The organism is Providencia sp. wls1916 (assembly GCF_009706585.1).
GTDB lineage: Bacteria > Pseudomonadota > Gammaproteobacteria > Enterobacterales > Enterobacteriaceae > Providencia > Providencia lanzhouensis.
The window spans coordinates 79,880-100,802 of record NZ_WLUL01000014.1; the positions used below are offsets into that span (position 1 = coordinate 79,880).

21 protein-coding genes are annotated in these 20,923 nt (G+C 44.4%); 11 read left to right on the forward strand and 10 right to left on the reverse strand.

The features are described 5' to 3' along the window. Positions 1-38 precede the first annotated feature (38 nt). The 7 genes from prmA to acuI all read right to left on the reverse strand — a co-directional run bounded on the left by prmA (position 39) and on the right by acuI (position 6,497). Entirely contained in the window at positions 39-923 is an 885-nt protein-coding gene (gene prmA, locus GKR61_RS09675; protein WP_036956069.1) for a 50S ribosomal protein L11 methyltransferase, read from the reverse strand. 177 nt (positions 924-1,100) lie between these two features. Continuing rightward, entirely contained in the window at positions 1,101-2,561 is a 1,461-nt protein-coding gene (panF, locus tag GKR61_RS09680) for a sodium/pantothenate symporter (RefSeq protein WP_036956072.1), read from the reverse strand. Continuing rightward, entirely contained in the window at positions 2,551-2,793 is a 243-nt protein-coding gene (locus tag GKR61_RS09685; RefSeq protein ID WP_108478429.1) for a DUF997 family protein, read from the reverse strand. The genes panF and GKR61_RS09685 overlap by 11 nt, the downstream gene beginning before the upstream one ends. A gap of 176 nt (positions 2,794-2,969) precedes the next feature. Beyond that, complete coding sequence (gene accC / locus GKR61_RS09690; protein ID WP_036956076.1) at positions 2,970-4,316, reverse strand: acetyl-CoA carboxylase biotin carboxylase subunit; 1,347 nt, start codon at positions 4,314-4,316, stop codon at positions 2,970-2,972. Between the two features lie 12 nt (positions 4,317-4,328). Then, a complete protein-coding gene (gene accB / locus GKR61_RS17595; protein WP_154609985.1) occupies positions 4,329-4,799 on the reverse strand; it encodes an acetyl-CoA carboxylase biotin carboxyl carrier protein in 471 nt (156 codons plus the stop codon). Positions 4,800-4,817: 18 nt separating this feature from the next. Then, positions 4,818-5,282 (reverse strand): type II 3-dehydroquinate dehydratase, encoded by a 465-nt coding sequence (gene aroQ, locus GKR61_RS17600; RefSeq protein WP_036956081.1) that lies wholly within the window; start codon positions 5,280-5,282, stop codon positions 4,818-4,820. A gap of 234 nt (positions 5,283-5,516) precedes the next feature. After that, positions 5,517-6,497, reverse strand: a complete 981-nt coding sequence (gene acuI / locus GKR61_RS09700; protein ID WP_036956084.1) for an acrylyl-CoA reductase (NADPH) — start codon at positions 6,495-6,497, stop codon at positions 5,517-5,519. Positions 6,498-7,112: 615 nt separating this feature from the next. Here acuI and GKR61_RS09705 point away from each other — a divergent pair. From GKR61_RS09705 to GKR61_RS09755, 11 genes are all read left to right on the forward strand, one after another. Continuing rightward, positions 7,113-8,156, forward strand: a complete 1,044-nt coding sequence (locus tag GKR61_RS09705) for a rod shape-determining protein (RefSeq protein WP_006662897.1) — start codon at positions 7,113-7,115, stop codon at positions 8,154-8,156. Between the two features lie 87 nt (positions 8,157-8,243). After that, positions 8,244-9,221: a rod shape-determining protein MreC gene (mreC, locus tag GKR61_RS09710; RefSeq protein ID WP_036956086.1), complete on the forward strand. Its 978-nt coding sequence runs from the start codon at positions 8,244-8,246 to the stop codon at positions 9,219-9,221. Between the two features lie 48 nt (positions 9,222-9,269). Continuing rightward, positions 9,270-9,758: a rod shape-determining protein MreD gene (gene mreD, locus GKR61_RS09715; protein WP_036956087.1), complete on the forward strand. Its 489-nt coding sequence runs from the start codon at positions 9,270-9,272 to the stop codon at positions 9,756-9,758. 36 nt (positions 9,759-9,794) lie between these two features. Then, the gene (locus GKR61_RS09720) at positions 9,795-10,382 is read left to right on the forward strand and encodes a Maf family protein (protein ID WP_036956088.1); all 588 of its coding nucleotides are present in this window, start codon (positions 9,795-9,797) and stop codon (positions 10,380-10,382) included. After that, entirely contained in the window at positions 10,379-11,848 is a 1,470-nt protein-coding gene (gene rng, locus GKR61_RS09725; RefSeq protein WP_036956090.1) for a ribonuclease G, read from the forward strand. Before GKR61_RS09720 ends, rng begins: the two co-directional genes overlap by 4 nt. Before the next feature lie 23 nt (positions 11,849-11,871). After that, entirely contained in the window at positions 11,872-15,669 is a 3,798-nt protein-coding gene (yhdP, locus tag GKR61_RS09730; RefSeq protein ID WP_071992176.1) for an AsmA2 domain-containing protein YhdP, read from the forward strand. Next, complete coding sequence (nit1, locus tag GKR61_RS09735; protein WP_108478432.1) at positions 15,669-16,508, forward strand: deaminated glutathione amidase; 840 nt, start codon at positions 15,669-15,671, stop codon at positions 16,506-16,508. The genes yhdP and nit1 overlap by 1 nt, the downstream gene beginning before the upstream one ends. 20 nt (positions 16,509-16,528) lie before the next feature. Then, positions 16,529-17,974, forward strand: a complete 1,446-nt coding sequence (gene tldD / locus GKR61_RS09740; protein WP_154639750.1) for a metalloprotease TldD — start codon at positions 16,529-16,531, stop codon at positions 17,972-17,974. Between the two features lie 92 nt (positions 17,975-18,066). Next, on the forward strand, positions 18,067-18,588 hold the full coding sequence (locus tag GKR61_RS09745; protein ID WP_036956095.1) for a ribonuclease domain-containing protein: 522 nt from the start codon (positions 18,067-18,069) through the stop codon (positions 18,586-18,588). 13 nt (positions 18,589-18,601) lie between these two features. Continuing rightward, positions 18,602-18,910: a barstar family protein gene (locus GKR61_RS09750; RefSeq protein WP_036956096.1), complete on the forward strand. Its 309-nt coding sequence runs from the start codon at positions 18,602-18,604 to the stop codon at positions 18,908-18,910. 61 nt (positions 18,911-18,971) lie between these two features. Beyond that, positions 18,972-19,535 (forward strand): RBBP9/YdeN family alpha/beta hydrolase, encoded by a 564-nt coding sequence (locus tag GKR61_RS09755; protein ID WP_036956097.1) that lies wholly within the window; start codon positions 18,972-18,974, stop codon positions 19,533-19,535. Positions 19,536-19,588: 53 nt separating this feature from the next. On the opposite strand, the gene GKR61_RS09760 is transcribed toward GKR61_RS09755, so the two are convergent. From GKR61_RS09760 to yjgA, 3 genes are all read right to left on the reverse strand, one after another. Then, complete coding sequence (locus GKR61_RS09760; RefSeq protein ID WP_036956099.1) at positions 19,589-19,909, reverse strand: low molecular weight protein tyrosine phosphatase family protein; 321 nt, start codon at positions 19,907-19,909, stop codon at positions 19,589-19,591. Continuing rightward, positions 19,906-20,139, reverse strand: coding sequence for a hypothetical protein (locus GKR61_RS17965; RefSeq protein ID WP_036956101.1), 234 nt, complete (start codon positions 20,137-20,139; stop codon positions 19,906-19,908). The genes GKR61_RS09760 and GKR61_RS17965 overlap by 4 nt, the downstream gene beginning before the upstream one ends. A 156-nt stretch (positions 20,140-20,295) precedes the next feature. Then, positions 20,296-20,841, reverse strand: a complete 546-nt coding sequence (gene yjgA / locus GKR61_RS09770) for a ribosome biogenesis factor YjgA (RefSeq protein WP_036956102.1) — start codon at positions 20,839-20,841, stop codon at positions 20,296-20,298. Positions 20,842-20,923: the final 82 nt, after the last annotated feature.

Genomic DNA, 20,923 nt, shown 5'->3' on the forward strand with positions numbered 1-20,923 from the left:
TTCAAAGAAATTATTCTTTGATTTTTACCACAAACCCATTAAAAATGCTTGACACCAGTGATACGGCACCACTCATCTTTCTCTGCAACAGGGTCAATATTGAAGTCGGCACGATAAGCATCAGCAACACTTTCAGCTTGGCTGGCTAATACGCCAGATAAGCCTAAATGGCCACCGGCGCGCGGTAGCACACTGATCATCGGTGCAAGCTCACGTAAAGGGCCTGCAAGGATGTTAGCGACCACAACATCGGCTTGAAGGTCTTGAGGTTGGTCTTTGGGTAAATAGAGCGACAGACGCTCTGAGACGCCATTACGCTCCGCATTATCGCGGCTCGCAAGAATCGCTTGTGGATCGATATCGATCCCGATCGCACGCGCTGCACCGAGCTTTAATGCTGCGATAGCTAAGATCCCTGATCCGCAACCGAAATCGATAACGGTTTTGCCTTCAAGATCCAATCCATCCAGCCATTCAAGGCATAATGACGTCGTCGGGTGGGTTCCCGTACCGAATGCTAAGCCAGGATCCAACATTACGTTAACCGCGGTTGGATCTGGCACATCGCGCCAGCTAGGGCAGATCCATAAACGTTGACCGAAACGCATTGGGTGGAAGTTATCCATCCATTCGCGCTCCCAATCTTTATCTTCAATTTGTTCGATTTTATGAACGAAGCCGGCGCCGAGTAATGGGCTGTTTTCTAACTGAGTGACCACCCATTTCATATCAGTTTCAGCGTCATATAGACCGATAACATCGGTATCGCCCCACAGGCGAGTTTCTCCAGGAAGTGGCTCGAAAACAGGTGTGTCGTGGCTGTCTTGGAAGGTGACGGACACGGAGCCTGTTTCCATGAGTTCATCGCCAAGGGCTTCTGCGTCTTTTGCGTTTGAGTTTAGTCTGATTTGTATCCAAGGCATTGTTTTTTCTCTTTTAAAATGCTCGTCATTCTTCACGCCATGGCGTTGTTGGCTGCGCTCACTAACCCTAGTCACATACTTGTGTATGCTCCTAGGGATTAGCTCGTTTGCCGTCTAGCTATGACGCGAATTATTTAGCGCATTGCATTTGTTCATTTACATTAGGTAAAGTCAAAATCAATGAGTGCTAGTTACCTGTTCATTTGGTGCCGATTGTACTGGATTTTTGCCAAAAAGATTACCAATCAAAAAGGCAATCAGGCTCAGGAACAGTGATGGCACAATGGCGTGGAAGCCCATAATTTCAATCTTAAATGAGGCGAAAATAGCGTAGCAAACACCGCCAACAATCATGCCGCTCAGGGCGCCAGTGCCGTTGGCTTTTTCCCAATATAATCCGAGAACCAATGGCCACAGGAATACCGCTTCTAATCCACCAAAAGCTAATAAATTCAGCCAGATAATCATTTGTGGTGGATTCCACGCAGCAATCAATAATAGCGCCCCTAAAATTAACGTTGAGAAGCTGGAAATGCGCGCCAGTTTTTTCTCATTTTTAATTTGCTCAGGTGCGGCGTTAAGGTAGATATCTTTCACGATCGTCGCTGAAGATTGCAGTAACTGGGCGTTAATGGTGGACATAATTGCGGCCATTGGTGCTGCCAGGAAAATCCCCGCGGCAAATGGTGGAAGAACCTGAACCATCAAGGTCGGGATCACTTGGTCTGGAATGGTTAAATCCGGTAGTATGGCACGCCCCAAGGCACCCGCGAAGTGCATACCAAACATCAAGATGGCCATCACGATGGTGCCCAGAATAATACCTTTATGAACGGCTTTGCTGTCTTTGTAGGAGATACAGCGCACCGCAGTGTGCGGTAATCCGATAACCCCAAAACAGACTAGCACCCAGAATGAGGCCATAAATGGTCCGCTGAGGATATCGTTGGCTCCTTCTGGGGAGACCAGTTTCGGGTCGATAGCATGCATTTTTTCCACGGCAGCAGGTAAACCTCCCGCATGGTAGATAATGGCAACCAGCAAAATAACGGTGCCAAGCAACATGACCAGCCCTTGCAACGCATCGTTGAGGACACTGGCTCGGAAACCACCAATCGCGGTATACAGCGCGATAGAGATACCAAAAATCATCAATCCATAGGTATAAGGAATGCCGGCTGCGGTTTCGAGTAGTCGTGCGCCACCGATAAATTGCACCGTCATTGCCCCAAAGAACGCGACTAATAAACTTACGCTAGCAAACCAAACGAGAAAACGACTTTGGTAACGGGCGTAGAGCATGTCGTTAAGGGTAACTGCATTATAGCGGCGAGCTAAGATAGCAAATTTTTTGCCAAGTACGCCCAAAGAGAGCCAGATCGCAGGTAGTTGGATCATGGCGAGGAGTACCCAGCCTAACCCATATTTGTAGGCGGCACCGGGACCTCCGATGAAGGAGCTAGCGCTGATGTAGGTTGCGGTGATGGTCATGGCTAAGACAAAGCCGCCCATCGAGCGATTACCTAGAAAATACTCGTTAAGAAATTCGCCTTTCGTGCGTTTTTTATAAGCGTAGAGCGAAAGGAGAAAAACGAGGAGCAGATAGCCGATTAAGGGCAGGAGAACTTCAGTCTGCATCTTTCTCCTCCAGCGAGATATCTTTGAATACGAGTTTAACCATCATGATGCATAGCAAAATAAAGATGATAGGGAGAATCAGACATGACCATTCAAACCATAACGGTAATCCGGTAACACCAAGTGTGTTACTGGGTAGATAAGCACAAAGTACCCAACCTATCATGTAGGCAATAGTCAGATATAGCGCCCAACGAGCTTCCCTGTTTGATTGAAGAAAACGTTTGTCCATCCGCTTTTCCTCCTCATGTTGACAAAAATAATCGGGGATTGTACGACAATCTGAAGGGGGAGTGTGAAAAATAGCGTAATAAAACCGATAATCCTGCCATTTATAGGCAAAAAAATACCGGAAATTGACTTTCCGGTATTTATTTTTAATGACGAAAATATCGATTATTCAGGGGATTATTCTTGAATACCGAGTTTTTTCTCCAAATAGTGGATATTGGTTCCACCTTTGGCAAAGTTTTCATCATTCATGATCATCTGTTGTAATTCGATGTTGGTTTTAATCCCATCGATGATCAGTTCGTTTAACGCGTTTTTCATACGAGCAATCGCGATTTCACGAGTTTCACCGTAAGTGATTAATTTACCGATCATTGAGTCATAGAACGGAGGTACAGAGTAGCCTGCGTAAATATGAGATTCCCAACGAACACCGAAGCCACCCGGAGAGTGGAAACGAGTGATTTTACCTGGGCTAGGCAGGAATGTATGCGGGTCTTCTGCGTTGATACGACATTCAATCGCATGACCGTGAACATTGATCTGATCCTGAGTCACAGATAACGGTAAACCAGAAGCGACACGCAGTTGTTCTTTGATTAAGTCAACACCGGTGATCATTTCGGTCACTGGGTGCTCAACCTGAATACGGGTGTTCATTTCGATGAAATAGAATTCGCCGTTTTCAAATAAGAACTCAAAAGTACCAGCGCCACGATAGCCGATTTCGATACAGGCTTTTGCACAGCGTTCACCGATATTACGGCGAATTTCTGGGGTGATCCCCGGTGCTGGTGCTTCTTCAACCACTTTTTGGTGGCGGCGCTGCATTGAACAGTCACGTTCAGCTAAATAAACAGCATGACCTTGACCATCTGCCATCACTTGGATTTCAACGTGACGTGGGTTTTCAAGGAATTTTTCCATGTAAACCATGTCGTTGTTGAATGCGGCTTTTGCTTCTGCACGGGTCAGGTTAATGGAAGATTCGAGATCTTTCTCATTACGAACCACACGCATACCACGACCACCACCACCACCAGATGCTTTGATGATAACTGGGAAGCCGATGCGTTTAGCAATTGCTTTGTTCTTTTCAGTGTCGTTACCCAATGGACCATCAGAACCTGGTACACATGGAACGCCTGCTTTTTTCATCGCGCTAATCGCAGAAACTTTGTCGCCCATTAGGCGGATAGTTTCAGCTTTTGGGCCGATAAAAATGAAACCTGATTGTTCTACTTGTTCTGCAAAGTCAGCGTTTTCAGACAGGAAACCGTATCCTGGGTGAATCGCCTGTGCGCCTGAAATTTCAGCCGCAGCAATGATAGCAGGGATATTCAAGTAGCTTTTTGCTGAGGCAGCCGGACCAATACAAATAGTTTCGTCTGCCAGCAATACGTGTTTTAAATCTCTATCTGCCGTGGAGTGAACCGCAACAGTTTTGATGCCGAGTTCTTTACATGCACGCAGAATTCGCAGTGCAATTTCCCCACGGTTAGCGATAACAATTTTTTCCAGCATGGAAACGCCTCGTTATTCGATGACAACTAATGGCTCGTCAAATTCTATTGCATCACCGTTTTGCAACAAAATAGCTTTAACAACACCAGCTTTATCTGCTTCGATTTGGTTCATCATTTTCATCGCTTCAACGATGCAAAGAGGATCGCCAACTTTGACAGTTTGACCAACTTCAACGAATGGTTTTGCTTCTGGGCTTGGTGAGCGGTAGAAAGTACCAACCATTGGTGAGCGAACTTGGTGACCAGAAACTGCCGCAGGTGCTGCTGGAGCCGCTGCTTCTTGTGCTGGAGCAACCGCGTTAGCTAATGCAGGTTGTTGAGCAACTGGTGCTGAGTAGAACTGTTGAGGTGCAGCCATCATTTGAGGTGCTGGTGATACACGACTGATACGTACTGACTCTTCACCTTCAGAAATTTCCAGTTCAGAAATGCCAGATTCTTCAACAAGTTCGATCAGCTTTTTAATTTTACGAATATCCATGGATATGATTCCGTACTCTTATATTTGAATTGAATTAATTAGTCGCACACGATTAACCGCGGCTTGTAATGCAAAACTGTAACCATCTGCGCCAAGACCACAAATAACTCCATTGGACATATCGGAGAAATAGGAGTGATGACGAAAGGGTTCTCTAGCATAAATATTAGACAGATGGATCTCGATAAATGGGATACAAACTGCTAATAGCGCATCACGCAGAGCAACACTTGTATGCGTGAATGCGGCCGGGTTGATTAGGATATAATCAACATTACCTTGTGCTGCATGAATTCTATCGATAAGTTCATGCTCTGCATTTGACTGAAAATGGCTCAGTTTCACCCCTAATTTTTCTGCTTCTTGCATCAGGTTCGATACAATTTCAGAAAGCGGTCGAGCCCCATATTTCTCAGGTTCTCTGGAACCCAGCATATTTAAGTTCGGGCCGTTAAGGAGCAAAATATGAGTATCTTCTGTCATTGTGTTGCTAACTCCGACGATATGTCAATAATCCGACAACATAACGCGATGTCGACGGTTTGTCATCTTTTATCATAAAAATAAATAGATTTTCCACTGACAAGGAAGAGCATTATAATTATTTCGTTGCATATAGCAGCAAAATACTGGTCTTATCAGAGAAATTACCCGAATTTATTTTATAAATTGTGCCGTAATCCACATTGTGGCGACACAATCACGCGTGTTGATGATTTAATTTTGAAGGTTTACTAGGGTACGCCCAGTGACTTCGTTTTTTAAGAGTTTTTTTGCGTGTTCGACACACTCTTCTAATGAAATCTCGCAGCTAACTTGATCATAAAACGCATCAGGTAAGAGTTGCGCTAAGCGTTCCCACACTTTTTGGCGTTTTGCCGCAGGGTAGTAAACGGAATCGACCCCTTGCAGACGGATATTACGCAAAATAAATGGCATAACAGTTGTTGGCAGTGAGAACCCGCCAGCCAGCCCGCATGCAGCCACAGCTCCATTATAGTTCACTTGCGCCAAGATATTGGCCAGCACGTCACCACCAACCGTATCGATAGCGCCTGCCCAACGCTGTTTATCAAGCGGTTTGGCTGGATGAGTAAATTCACTGCGAGGTAGTACGCTTTTCGCACCAATTTTCAGTAAATAGTCGTGATTTTCTGCGCGACCTGAAATCACCACAACTTGATAGCCCAATATAGAAAGTAATTGGATTGCGACACTCCCAACACCACCACTGGCGCCGCTCACTACAATTTCTCCACTTTCAGGAGTGATCCCTGCATCTTCAAGGGCATTCACGCACAACATGGCGGTAAATCCAGCGGTGCCGATGATCATGGCATGTTTCAGTGATAATGCTTCAGGAAGAGGCGTTAAATAATCGGCGGGAACTTTCGCTTGTGTGGCGAGTCCACCCCAGTGTGTTTCGCCAACTCCCCATCCTGTTAATAATACGTGTTGGCCAATATGAAAACGGGGATCTTCACTGTGATGAACGATGCCAGAAAAGTCAATTCCGGGTACCATTGGATATTGACGGACAACGCCTGCTTTTCCATTAATAGCTAGCGCATCTTTATAGTTAATTGTCGACCAGTGAATATCGACGATGACATCGCCTGCGGGTAATGACTCAGTAGGTACATTGAGGATTTCTGGGACGATTTTATCGTCTTGTTGCTGTAAAACGAGCGCTTTCATGATCCACCCCTAATTTTATGATTAAATAAGTGTTTTTTTTAATTTACACACAGGTAAAATCGTTTTCATTGACGCCAGAATGGTATTCAAGCTATTACTTATGTAATTAATTTGTAAAAATGCATTTTTTTCTAGCATAACTAGGCTTTTATCATGCAAAATGTCCTACTCTGACTAATACATCAGCGTGTCGACATGGTTATGGCTTAATTTAAAGTTGATAATAGAATCAGCGAAATTTAAGTTCACTTATTTTGTTGTTAAAAAGCTAGATGTATAGCAATAATTAAAATATAAAAAATTTATTTGAACTTGTAGACGTAATCGCTTGTCACACTGGGAAGAACGTAAAGATGGAGTATATAACAACCAGAGGGCTGTCCATTTTTCGTGCGCGAATGATGAAAAATTTCAAAGGCGTTTGAATTAAGGGTGATTTTCGGGGTTTTTATCTGCTTCGTTTTGTTATAGAAGCATGTACGATTTTAGTATGTGAAAATAGATGAATTAACCATATTTATGAAGTGATTGATTTACGCCTTGAGGCAGCTTCAAGTGGTTGGTAGAGTAGACGGGTTTTTATTCGTCCCCAGCTTGCAGGATAATCCTTTCGTTATGTTTAAAAAATTTCGTGGCATGTTTTCTAATGACCTGTCGATTGACTTGGGTACGGCCAATACCCTCATTTATGTCAAAGGACAAGGCGTCAAATTAAATGAACCCTCTGTAGTTGCAATTCGTCAGGATCGCGCGGGCTCGCCAAAAAGCGTTGCTGCGGTTGGTGGTGAAGCGAAACAGATGCTGGGGCGTACACCGGGTAACATTTCCGCAATTCGACCAATGAAAGATGGTGTGATTGCAGACTTTTTCTTAACTGAAAAAATGTTACAACACTTTATCAAGCAAGTTCATAGCAACAGCTTCCTGCGTCCAAGCCCTCGTGTTTTAGTCTGTGTGCCTGTTGGTGCAACTCAAGTTGAGCGTAAAGCTATCCGTGAATCTGCATTAAGTGCAGGTGCCCGCGAAGTTTTCCTAATTGAAGAGCCAATGGCAGCGGCAATCGGTGCTGGTTTACCTGTTTCTGAAGCGACAGGTTCCATGGTTGTCGATATCGGTGGTGGTACCACTGAAGTCGCTGTTATCTCTCTGAACGGTGTAGTTTACTCTTCTTCTGTTCGCATTGGTGGTGACCGTTTTGACGAGTCAATCATCAACTATGTGCGTCGTAATTATGGTTCCTTAATTGGTGAAGCAACAGCTGAGCGTATCAAGCATGGTATCGGTTCTGCTTTCCCAACTGATGAAGTTTATGAAATTGAAGTTCGCGGTCGTAACTTGGCTGAAGGTGTACCTCGCGGATTCAAAATGAACTCCAACGAAATTTTAGAAGCATTACAAGAGCCACTGACCGGTATCGTGAGTGCGGTAATGTTAGCGTTAGAACAGTGCCCACCAGAATTAGCATCTGATATTTCAGAGCGCGGTATGGTATTAACGGGTGGTGGTGCTCTTCTGCGTAATTTAGATCGTTTATTAATGGAAGAGACTGGCATTCCGGTCATCGTTGCTGAAGATCCTTTAACCTGCGTTGCTCGTGGCGGCGGTAAAGCGTTAGAGATGATTGACATGCACGGCGGTGACCTGTTTAGCGAAGACTAAATCACGCCATAAGCGACTGGAGTTTTTTAGCTCCAGTCGCTTTGACTATTTTTTTATTCTCCGACCATTAGCGAAACTTAGCCATACATGAAGCCAATTTTTAGGCGAGGTCCTTCCCTACAGTTACGCATTTTTATTGCAGTGATAATTGCATTGGTGCTGGTGGTGATTGACCATCGATTTGAGCCTTTCAATAAAATCCGTAATTATTTAGACACGGCGGTTAGCCCATTCTATTTTTTAGCTAACGGACCACGTCAATTCCTTGATAATATCTCTGACACCCTTTCAACGCGGGATCAGCTCCAGTTTGAGAATAAAGCTCTACGCCAAGAGCTATTATTAAAAAAAGCGGATAACTTGCTGCTTGAGCAACTCAAACAAGAAAATGCCCGTTTACGCGAACTGTTAGGTTCCCCATTACGCCAAGATGAACATATGATGGTGACGCAAGTCATTTCAGGTGCGAACACGCCTTATCGCGACCAAGTCGTGATAGATAAAGGCAGTAATGACGGCGTTTATGAAGGCCAGCCAGTTATCAGCGATAAAGGCGTGGTAGGTCAGGTTGTTGGTACCAGTAATTTTAATAGCCGCGTTTTATTAATTTGCGATACTGCCCATGCATTGCCTGTGCAAGTCTTACGTAATGATATCCGTGTTATTGCTGCGGGCTCAGGATGTGCGGATGACCTGCAATTAGAGCCACTTCCTGGAAATACAGATATTCGTGTTGGTGATGTGTTAGTGACTTCGGGCTTAGGTGGACGATTCCCTGAAGGGTATCCTGTTGCTGTTGTTTCAGCGGTGAAGCATGATACTCAACGTGCCTATACTATCATCTCTGCAAGACCAAGTGCTGAGTTACAACGTCTACGTTATTTACTCCTGCTGTGGGGCAATGAAAGTGATCCGAAAACCCCATTACAGCCATCCGATGTTTACCGGGCTGCAAATGAGCGTTTAATGAAAGTGTTGCCGCAGGTGTTACCAACACCAAGCGAGATTCAAGGACCACCATTACCACCGTCCATGCAACCTACACAGCCTCAACCTCAGCCATAAGATAGAGTGAGGGAAACGGTATGATGAAAGGGTGGAGAGGAAATCATAATGGATGAGTATCGCGGTAATGGGCGCATCATTATCTGGCTATCTTTCTTTATTGCACTGATTTTGCAGGTAATGCCGTGGCCTGAACAATTGGCATTTTACCGACCATCATGGTTACTGCTGATTTTAATATACTGGGTAATGGCATTACCGCATCGCGTCAGTGTGGGTACCAGCTTTATTTTAGGAATTATTGTCGATTCTATTCAAGGATCAGCTCTGGGCGTACATGCGCTCTCCTTCAGCATCATTTGTTATCTCGTGGCATACAAGCATCAGCTTTTACGTAACATGGCACTGTGGCAGCAAGCTTTGATTATTGTTGCATTAACGGTGGTGCAAGACCTTGCTGTTTTCTGGGCAGAATTCCTTTCCTCACAAGTCTTATTCCACCCACAAGTATTCTGGAATAGTTTGGTGAATGGTATTCTGTGGCCATGGTTATTTTTACTGTTACGAAAAATTCGCCGCCAATTTTCAGTATGTTAAGATTGTGGCCGTTGATGATAACTGGAATGACAATTTATGAGCTTAATTTATCTTGCATCAGGTTCACCGAGACGACGTGAATTAGTCCAACTGCTAGGTTATTCCTTTGAAATCTTGCGTCCCGAAGTGGAAGAAAAATGGCAAGAAGGGGAATCGCCTCAGGCGTATGTCCAGCGCTTAGCGCGAGATAAATCCCGAGCGGGTGTAGCAATTGCTCCTGCGGATCATCCAGTTTTGGGTGCAGATACTATTGTGGTTCTTGACGGTAAAATATTAGAAAAACCGCGAGACGCGGTCCATGCTCAGCAAATCCTCAGTGACCTTTCTGGTAAAACACATCAGGTAATGACCGCCATTGCTGTGTCGAACAAGCATGAGACTCTAACCTCATTGATTACGACAGATGTGACATTCCGCGAGTTATCTTTGCTGGAAATACAGGATTATATACAATCTGGCGAGCCAATGGATAAAGCGGGCGCTTACGGTATCCAAGGTCTCGGTGGACGTTTTATTCGATGCATTAATGGCAGCTATCATGCAGTGGTGGGCTTACCATTGGTCGAAACAGAAGAATTAATACAACGATTTTTAGCGTTAGGTGATGGGAAGGGGAATTCATGACTACGGAACTATTAGTAAACGTAACACCATCTGAAACGCGCGTAGCTTATATTGATGGTGGGATCTTACAAGAAATACATGTCGAACGAGAGGCGAAAAGAGGGCTAGTAGGGAATATCTACAAAGGTCGTGTGAGCCGAGTTTTACCTGGTATGCAGGCGGCCTTTGTTGATATTGGTCTGGATAAAGCAGCCTTTTTACACGCCTCGGACATTATGCCTCACACCGAATGCATTGCGGGTGACGAGCAGAAAAACTTTCATGTTAGAGATATCGCTGAGCTAGTGAAGCAAGGGCAAGATTTAATTGTCCAAGTGGTTAAAGACCCACTTGGCACCAAAGGCGCAAGACTCACCACAGACATTACGTTGCCTTCTCGTTACTTGGTTTTCATGCCGGGAGCTTCCCATGTTGGTGTATCTCAGCGTATTGATAGTGAAGAAGAAAGAGAGCGTTTAAAAGAGTGTGTCGCACAATATTGCGATGAAAACGGCGGGTTTATCATTCGTACCGCCGCAGAAGGTGTGGCTGAAGAGGATGTTAAACAGGATGCTGCATTTTTAAAACGCTTATGGGCGAAAGTGATTGAACGCAAAAAACGTAATGTCACGCGTACTAAAATTTACGGTGAGCTTTCACTGGCATACCGTATCATTCGCGACTTTGCTGGCGCATCCCTCGACCGTATTCGCGTGGATTCTCGTTTAACCTACACGCAGTTGGAAGAGTTTATTGCGGAATATGTGCCGGAAATGACAGCGAAGCTTGAGCTATACCAAGGCAATCAACCTATCTTTGACTTGTTCGATGTGGAAAATGAAATTCAACGCGCGATGGACAGAAAGGTTGAATTGAAATCGGGCGGGTATCTGATCATTGACCAAACGGAAGCGATGACTACCATCGATATCAATACGGGCGCATTCGTGGGTCACCGTAATTTAGAAGAAACTATCTTTAATACCAACGTTGAAGCGACTCAAGCCATTGCGCGCCAATTACGATTAAGAAATCTCGGTGGTATTATTATCATCGACTTTATCGATATGTCTGATGTTGAACATCGTCGCCGTGTGTTAGCCTCACTAGAACAAGCTTTAAGTAAAGATAAGGTAAAAACCACCATTAATGGATTCTCTCAGCTAGGATTAGTTGAGATGACACGTAAAAGAACCCGTGAAAGCTTGGAGCATGTGCTGTGCGATACCTGCCCAACTTGCCAAGGCCGTGGTACAGTGAAATCGGTTGAAACCGTATGTTATGAAATTTTGCGTGAAATTGTGAGAGTTCACCGCACAATCGATGCTGATAGATTCTTAGTGTACGCATCAAAAGCGGTGGTGGATGTGTTGACCGGGGATGAATCTCACGCATTAGCGGAAGTTGAAATCTTTGTAGGGAAACAAGTTAAAGTGCAGATTGAGCCGTTATATAGCCAAGAACGCTTTGATGTCGTCATGATGTAGCATTCTGCTTGAAGGAGAAACTGGTGAAACGACTGCCACGTATCGTACTCGTGACAACCGCTGCCGTATTGTTGCTGTGTGCGTTGGTACTCACCAGTTTGCGTTTTCTATTACCCAATATTGATAATTATCGCCAAGAAATTATCACTTACGTTGAAAATCACAGTGATATCTCACTGGATATTGGTCAGATTGAAGGGGCTTGGCGCTATTATGGTCCCGAGCTTATCATTTCCGATGTTGTTGCCAAAAACCCAATAACCGATATACAAGTCAACAAAATCACTATCGAATTAGATATTTGGAATTCGCTATTATCTTTGCGTTGGCGTTTTCGTGATTTGACGTTTTATCAACTGAATGTGGATTATAAAGTCCCGCTGAGTTTTGATGGACCGGAAGATGAAACCACTAACTATGATGGCGTGGATGACCTGTTTTTACGGCAGTTTGACCATTTTATTTTAAAAGATAGCCAATTGACATTTTTGACGCCATCAGACCAAAAGATGACGTTACTATTGCCTGAACTTTCATGGCTTAACCAAGATGCCCGCCACCGCGCCCAAGGTTTCGTTAGCCTTGAAACGCTAAATAAGCAAAATAGTTATCTGCAAGTGAAGCTGGATGTGTCGGATAAAAACGGCGTACTCAGTGACGGCATATTCTATTTGCAGGCTGATAACATTGATATGCAGCCTTGGCTCAGCAAGTGGTTACGGGATAATACGGGGCTGCGGGACGCCAACTTCAGTTTATCATCGTGGATCACCCTCAAGAATAATCGTATAGATAATGGTCTGATCCAGCTACGTCAAGGTGAAGCGAACTGGGGGGAAGAGCCTCTCACACAAAATCTTCAAGTGAATGATTTATTGGTGCGTATGAAGCGCCAAGGTAACGGTTGGCTGTTTAATATTCCTGAGCTAGATACCCTGAAAACCAATGAATATATCTGGCCGCAAGGGAGCGTCTCCGTTCTGTATTTGCCTTCATCGGCAAAATATCAAAATAAAGATCACTGGCGCATTCGCGCAAAAAATATTGAGCTAGAACGTCTAAGTGAAGTCTTGCCGACATTCTCGTTTGTTACGCCAGAATTAGTGCAAGATTGGCAGCATCGTCAACCGACGGGATTAGTCTCGGAATTTGCTCTCGACCTAACGCAAGACACTGAAGACCATACGCAAATCAGTATGGACTGGCAGGATGTTAGCTGGAAAAAATGGAAAGAGCTTCCTTCTGTAAACCATTTCTCAGGGGTACTTATTGGCGGTGCTCAACAAGGGATCCTCTCATTTTCGCTGAAAGATAGTATCGTGGATTATCGCGATGAATTTAAAGCACCTTTTGAGATTAGTAACGCCAGCGGCAAATTAAATTGGACCAATAACAGCAGCGAATTCAAATTGTGGAGTTCCGGTGTGAATTTGCAAGCTAAGGCCGTCAAAGCCAATGGCGACTTTAGCTATGCGAAAGCGAAGCAGCATGATATTGCCGATTTGGCTATTTTAGCGGGGATCAGCACCGATGATGCAGGGGAAGCTTGGCGCTATTTCCCTCAAAAGCTGATGGGACAGGAGCTAGCGGATTATCTGACCAAAGCGATCATTGCTGGACATGTAGACAATGCGACGTTGGTGTATAAAGGCGACCCCGCACATTATCCTTACTATAAAAATGACGGGCAGTTCCAAGTGTATGTGCCGCTGCGTGATGGCACATTCGAATACGATGACCAATGGCCTGCATTACTGGATTTAAACCTCGATTTAGATTTTAGCCGCGCAAGTTTAGCGATGCATACGGACTCGGTGAAATTAGGGGATGCAACGGCAGAAAATCTCGATGCAGTAATTCATGATTACTTCGATGAAATGTTATATATCGATGCGGGAGTGAGTGGCACGGGCAAACAGATCCAACAATACTTCACCCATACACCACTCAAACATTCCCTTGGCGATACGCTGGATGAGCTACAAATTGATGGCACCGTAACCGGTAAGCTTAATCTCGCTATTCCATTATCGGCTGGAAAAGATGTTGTCGCGAAAGGGCAAGTCAATCTTAATAAAAATAATGTGTTTGTACGCCCAATCGATAGCACATTGCATGGATTGACTGGCAGCTTCAAATTTACCAATGGGGATTTAGTCAGTGATAACATCACGGGGCAATGGTTAGAACAGCCAGTTTCTTTGGATTTCACGACATTAACGCGCCCGAAAGATTATTTGGTGGATATTAACCTTGGCGGAAATTGGGAGCTAAATAAAGTTCCCATGCTGCCAAGTGATATCAAAGGGAAAGTCTCTGGCGTGAGTGATTGGAAAAGCCAAATTCATATCACGTTACCAGAATCATCCAAGCAAGCGACAGGCTTACAGATTGAGGTAGCCGCAGGATTAAATAAGCTAAAAAGCCAGTTACCTGCACTGAATACTGAACTACTGCAACAGCTTGGTAAGATGAATATTCAAGCAAAAGGCACGACGGAACAATTAACGGTAGGTGGTGATATTGGTCAGCGTCTTGGTTTTAATTCTCAGTGGTCGCTCACCAGCTCGCCATTGAAACTACAAAAAGCTCACATTGCCCCATGGAATAATCAGGTTCCTGCATTACCAAACGGCTCGACCATTTTAGTGGATTTACCTGCGGTAGAAGATGTCAATTGGGAGAAATTAGCGAGTGGCTTTTTATCTTCTTCTGCCAGCGAACATGTGGGGCAAATTGGCTACCCAGATACCCTTGAGGTTAAAGCGCCATCCGTTTATTTGGCAGGTCAGCGTTGGAAAGATTTGAGCTTCTCTTATGATTTATACCGTGATGAACAGCAAATTAATGTAGAAAGTGCAAACCTAAAAGGGCAGCTACAGATTTGGAAACAGCAGCCATGGGCGCTGGATATTGAATACCTGTATTACAATCCTGAAGGTTCGCTAGCGTCAAACGAAAAGACCCCTTCATCGGAAGTATTCGACTTTAGTCAGTGGCCTAAAGTGAACATCCATTGTGCCGAGTGTTGGGTGAGTGGGCAAAAACTGGGAGAAATCTCGGCGCAAGTCACGCCAGTGGGGCAGCACACTTTAAAATTAACCGCAGGTTCACTGAAAAACAGTGCCAGTGAGTTAAAGCTTGATGCCTTATGGCGCAGTAATGATGGCAATAAAACTGAGATTGCAGGCTCGCTAACTGGCGAGGCTTTCGATGAAACTGCCGCTTATTTTGGTGTCTTGGTGCCGATTATCGACTCTCCATATTCGATTGAATTTGACCTGAACTGGGCGCAGGTTCCTTGGGAGCCTGAGGTTGCGACACTGAATGGGAAAATGTCAGCAAAATTAGGGAAAGGTGCGATTGCCCATATGGGGGGCGGGCGTGCTGGGCAGTTACTACGTCTAGTCAGTTTTGATGCATTATTGCGCAAACTTCAATTAGATTTCCGGGATACGTTCAGTAATGACTTTAACTTTGATTCGATTAAAGGCAATGCGGTCATCAATCAAGGTATTCTAACCTCGAAGGATCTTTATATTGATGGATTAGTCGCGGATATTGCCTTGAATGGGGATATTGACCTTGTTAAGCGCCAAATTAATGCGGAAGCGGTCATTACCCCTGAAATTTCTGCTACAGTAGGTGTAGCTACCGCATTCGTGATTAACCCGTTTGCGGGCGCGGCAGTATTTGCGGCATCGAAGGTCCTTGGTCCGTTGTGGAGTAAAATTTCGGTTATTCGCTATCGCGTAAGCGGTAGTCTGGATGAACCTAAAATTGATGAAGTACTACGTCAGCTTAAGGAGACTCAAGAGTAATGAAAACGGGTAATGTTGCACTTTTGCAGTTATGTAGTGGTAAGAATACAAAACACAACTTGGCACAGATAGAGCAGCAAATTAAACAGTTGCCTGATACCGTGCAGTTAGTTCTTACTCCTGAAAATGCATTACTATTTGCTGATGCTGCAACCTATCGTAAACAGGCTGAAACAGAAGGTAATGGCCCATTACAAGACGCTATCCGTGGGATGGCTATCCGTTACAATGTGTGGATCCTGATTGGGTCAATGCCATTGATAAGCCGTGAAGATCCTGAACGTATTACCAGTAGTAGCTTACTGTTTGATGCGAAAGGGAATATCACTGCGCGTTACGATAAAATTCATATGTTTGATGTGAACATCGAAGATGAACAAGGCGAGTATAACGAATCGGTTATTTATCAACGTGGTGAGCACCTGACTGTGGTTGATACACCAGTAGGTCGCTTAGGTTTAACCATTTGTTATGATTTACGTTTCCCTGGCTTATTCCAAGCATTACGTGAACAAGGTGCGGAGATTATTTCCGTCCCTGCGGCGTTTACTCGTTATACTGGACAAGCTCACTGGGAGCCACTGTTAAGAGCCCGTGCGATTGAAAACCAGTGCTATGTTTTAGCGCCAGCGCAAGTTGGGGTGCATGGTACGCGTCGTACATGGGGACATACTCTCGCCGTAGATGGCTGGGGTAAGGTGATGAAAAAGAATGTGGATGCTGTTTCCGCGTTGGTCGTGAATGTCCAGCCAGACAGCTTAAAAGTGATGCGTGAACAGATCCGAGTGGTGAAACATAACCGCTTTAGACCACAATTAACATCATTGATTAAAAAATAAACTAAATAAGAGTAACGAATATGAGTTTAGCTTCTGTCAGCGAACATTTGCTGGCTGCCAACGGTCTTGGTCAAGATAATCTGTATGATATTTTAGGGCTGCTATCTGAGCGCCGTGTTGATTATGGGGATCTCTTTTTTCAGTCTAGCTACCATGAATCATGGGTTTTAGAAGATCGAATCATTAAAGATGGCTCCTACAATATTGACCAAGGTGTTGGGGTTCGAGCGATTACGGGTGAAAAAACGGGTTTTGCCTATGCAGACCAAATTTCATTGCTGGCACTAACCCAAAGCACCACTGCAGCCCGTAGTATCGTGACTAAACAAGGCTCTGGAAAGTCACAGATTTTAACCAATGTAGACTACAAAAAACTCTATTCTGAAGTGGATCCTTTGCGTAGCTTACCGCGTGAGCAGAAAATTGAATTGCTGCATCGCGTTGACCAAGTGGCGCGCGCTGAAGATCCTCGCGTAATTGAAGTGAATGCCAGCTTAACTGGCGTGTATGAGCAAGTGTTAGTCGCTGCCACCGATGGCACATTAGCAACGGATATTCGCCCTCTGGTGCGTTTATCGGTGAGTGTGCTGGTGGAACATGATGGCAAACGTGAACGCGGAGCAAGCGGCAGCGGCGGTCGTTATGGTTATGAATATTTCCTCGAAATCCATCAAGGGCAAGTACTCGCGGAGCAGTATGCCCGTGAAGCGGTACGCATGGCGTTAGTGAATTTATCTGCAGTTGCCGCTCCTGCAGGCATGATGCCTGTAGTATTAGGTGCAGGCTGGCCAGGTGTTCTACTCCATGAAGCGGTAGGTCATGGTCTAGAAGGTGACTTTAACCGTCGTGGCACCTCTGTTTTCTCAGGAAAAATGGGAGAGCAAGTCGCATCTTCCCTGTGTACCGTGGTGGATGATGGAACCATCGCAGGGCGTCGCGGTTCATTAGCGATTGATGATGAGGGGGTTCCTGGTCAATACAATGTGTTGATTGAGAATGGAATTCTACGTAACTATATTCAAGATAAACATAACGCGCGTTTAATGGGAGTGGCGCCAACTGGGAATGCGCGTCGTGAATCTTACGCTCATTTACCAATGCCTCGCATGACAAATACCTATATGTTAGCGGGTGAATCAACACCGGAAGAGATTATTGCCAGTGTTGAAAAAGGGTTGTATGCGCCGAATTTCGGTGGTGGTCAGGTGGATATCACATCGGGTAAATTTGTGTTTTCAACCTCTGAAGCTTACTTAATTGAAAATGGTAAAATTACTTCACCAGTGAAGGGGGCGACCTTGATTGGTTCTGGTGTTGAAGCTATGCAGCAGATCTCCATGGTAGGTAATGACCTGGCGTTGGATAAAGGCGTAGGTGTTTGTGGTAAAGAAGGGCAAAGCGTGCCAGTGGGTGTGGGGCAACCGACACTGAAACTCGATAAAATGACCGTGGGTGGCACCGCGTAATCACACGTTAAGATAGTCTTTTATTTTTCGCCCTAGTCACGAATGTGACTGGGGCGATTATTTATCCGCACAGCAAAAATAATTGAGGCGTTATGAATAAGCGTATTATTTCTTTAGTGTTAATGGCAATTTTGATTGCGGTTAGCCTGTACTTTAAAGGTGGAGAGCAGGGCGCACCGGAACCATCTTCTGGTACATCATCAACCACACAAACTATATCAAGTACACAAAGCATACCGCCTTCCCGCGAAGCGATAACTCCGCGTGAAACGCCAAAAACGATTGATCAGCTGACCGCTCAGAACAATGTGGTCAGTTTTATGGAAAAATATCAAAAACTCCCCGCATTTTACATGACAAAAAAACAGGCAAGAGAAGCGGGTTGGGATGCTAAAAAAGGGAATTTATGTGAAGTTTTGCCCGGTAGAGCCATCGGTGGCGACCGCTTTTCTAACCGTGAAAAAGGCCTGCCTATTGCCGATGGGCGACAGTGGTTTGAAGCTGATATAAATTATCGTTGCGGGCATCGTGGTGCAGACCGTCTACTCTATTCCTCTGATGGAATGATCTTCGTTAGTACAGACCATTATAAAACGTTCCAACAAGTTAAATGATTGGGGGATAGCGATGAGCAAGACCGTCGTTTTTGATTTTCGTGAAATAGATAGCCTTGAGGAATTTTATCGGCAATTTCAGCAACAGTTCTCGCTTCCTAAATGGTTTGGCCATAATCTCGATGGGTTATGGGATGTGATTACTGGGGAAATAGAGTTACCCGTTACGCTGATTTTTAGCCATTTAAAGGCGGTTCAGCGTACGCAATTTTCATCGGTGATTGAATTGATGAATGAAGCAGAAGAAGAGCTAGATGAAGCGTTTATTTTTCTCATAGATATCACGAATAATGAGAATGATGCTTCACAAACCCCATGCTAGATTTGCGAAATGATTCTGCGTTTAGCCATTTTTTGTGGCGATTAATATTGAGGACGATTAAGTGGACGGTAAAAAAGTTATCATTGTTCATGGTTATACAGCATCACCGAATGATAATTGGTTTAACTGGTTAAAAGATGAATTAGAAGCGGTAGGGGCGACGGTTGATGTACCTGCATTACCAGAATCAAATTCTCCTGACCCGCAAAAATGGCAGCAATGTTTACTTGATGCCAATATTCAGTTTGATGAAAATACTATTTTAGTTGGGCACAGTTTAGGGTGCATTACGGTATTACGCTTTCTGGAAAATAATGCGCCAGAAGGGGCTAAAATTGGCGGCTATGTGCTAGTTTCTGGGTTTGATCGCTCGCTGGATTCGTTGTCTGAGTTGGCTGACCATACTCAGTTTTCATTGGATTATAATAAGCTGATTGGCATAACGGATAAGCGAGCTTCGATTATCTCTTCCAATGATTGGGTCGTGGATCCTGATGCTTCAATTGAGTTAGCAAAAGCATTAAAAACCTCTGTCACGATGGTGGAAAGTGCTGGGCATTTTCTTGATAGAGAAGGTTATACTCGACTTCCTGCATTACTCAATCTTCTACGATTTTGGTATTAAAAAATCCCCCTATGTTTTTACCACATAGGGGGATCTGAATATTTTGAATTTATTTACTTTAGATAACTCGGCACAGAGGATTCAAATAGTTGAATCAGCTCAGGATCCATATATAGGTAGTCGTCGGGAATATCTAGTACATGGATGGGCTTATGTTCAAGTAAACGAGAAAAATCGGCTATGAGCCGATTTTTATGTTTCAGCTCCATCACAAAAATAACATCCGCCCAGCGAATGAGATTGACATTGATGGGGCGTTTGGCATTGCGGCTAGTTCCCGCTGAACGAGTTACCCAACGCGGGTGATTGCGCCAGATCTGTTCAGCGGTAGGGCTACGCCATTGATTTCGACTGCAGATGAATAAAAGGTTCATTTGTCATTTTGCATATCTTCAAGGCTACGTCGCGCTAGTAACGCGTTACTCACTTGAGGATAATCAATGCCTAGTTGTGTGGCACGAGCCAATTTTTCACTTCGAAGGTACAAATGCTTCCAGTTTTTTTCTGGAGTAAAACATTGGGTTTCTTGTGAATTTAAATTGTCGCGTGATTTGTTAATACGATCTTTGGCTCGACGCCAAGCTCTATTTCGGGTGTTATCCATATTTGCCTCATTAATTTATCGTGGTTCAGCAGCCGCGATAATACGGGTCAAAATATGACGTTGAAGATGATAGTGCGATTTGGTATCGCAAGCAACAATGGGGTGGGTTTTTAAGAATACTCCCCTAAACCACTGTGGGTATAGGGGAATAGATGATTAGTTGCTATCAGAAAGTTCTTTCAGATATTGGAAAATCTGGCGGAATGCTTTTGGTGGTTTATTTCCATCACGCTCTTTCTTCGCATTACGGACTAATGCTCGCAGTTGCTGGCGATCAGTTTGTGGGAATAGCGCAACGACTTCTTCAATGACTTCATCGCCATCGGCTAATAAACGGTTACGCAGATCTTCCAGCTTGTGCAAAATAACAACTTGCTGGTTATGGCGGTTTTTCAGCTTATCAAGGGCTTCAGTGATCGGTTCAACTTCACGAGAACGTAGTAGTTTACCGATAAGTTGTAATTGACGACGACGACCTTCACGTTTAATTTTTTGCGCTAATTCAATAGCCTCAAGTAATTGAGTGTCTAATGGGATGCGCTCAAGCTCGCTTTTACTTAAATCAACAAGTTCCGCCCCCAGTTTTTTGAGGATCTCGGCATCGCGTTTAATTTCGCTTTTGCTGACCCAAATAATCTCATCGTCCTCATCATCTTGGGGCGCTGGGATATCATCCAGCCAATCTTCAGGCTGTTTGGCCATAGGGATTTTCCTTTTTACTAAACGCCGCCGTGTAATTACGAGTAATTAGCATGATTTACGGCGTTGTGAGTGTTAACATTTA